Source organism: Pseudanabaena sp. 'Roaring Creek' (assembly GCF_001402795.1).
In the GTDB taxonomy this organism is placed as follows: domain Bacteria; phylum Cyanobacteriota; class Cyanobacteriia; order Pseudanabaenales; family Pseudanabaenaceae; genus Pseudanabaena.
Genome location: NZ_LIRE01000645.1, coordinates 1 through 336, shown reverse-complemented (window position 1 = coordinate 336; position 336 = coordinate 1). Strand labels below are relative to the sequence as shown.

Sequence of the window (336 nt, the reverse complement as noted above, 5' to 3'; positions counted from 1 at the left end):
CCACTCGCTGCATGACTTCATCACTCATGCCGACCTCGATGCGCCGCTGATCGTCTCGTGCTACCACGGCAACTCCAGCCAGGGCGCTGCCGCCTATCTCGCAGGCCAGGGTTTTTCCGAGGTCTACAGTCTCGACGGCGGTTTCGAGCTTTGGCGCGCCACCTATCCAAGCGAGACGGCCCAAAGTTCCGAAGAATAAATTTCTTCATGCGGCAGGCCGCGTCCTCTCTGGCCTGCCGCCACTTCCCGATGCACGGTAACATCCAGTTATCGTTGTCCCGCCCTTGACGCTCTGCAGAACGAACTATTCTGTTACTCAGGCCATCCCACTGAAGG

Annotated in this window: 1 protein-coding gene; it reads left to right on the top strand. The window is 58.9% G+C overall.

The genetic code is table 11. The features are described from left to right. A partial coding sequence (locus AC805_RS16925; protein ID WP_269433602.1) for a rhodanese-like domain-containing protein occupies window positions 1-199 on the top strand: 199 nt, incomplete at its 5' end. Between the last annotated feature and the right edge of the window lie 137 nt (window positions 200-336).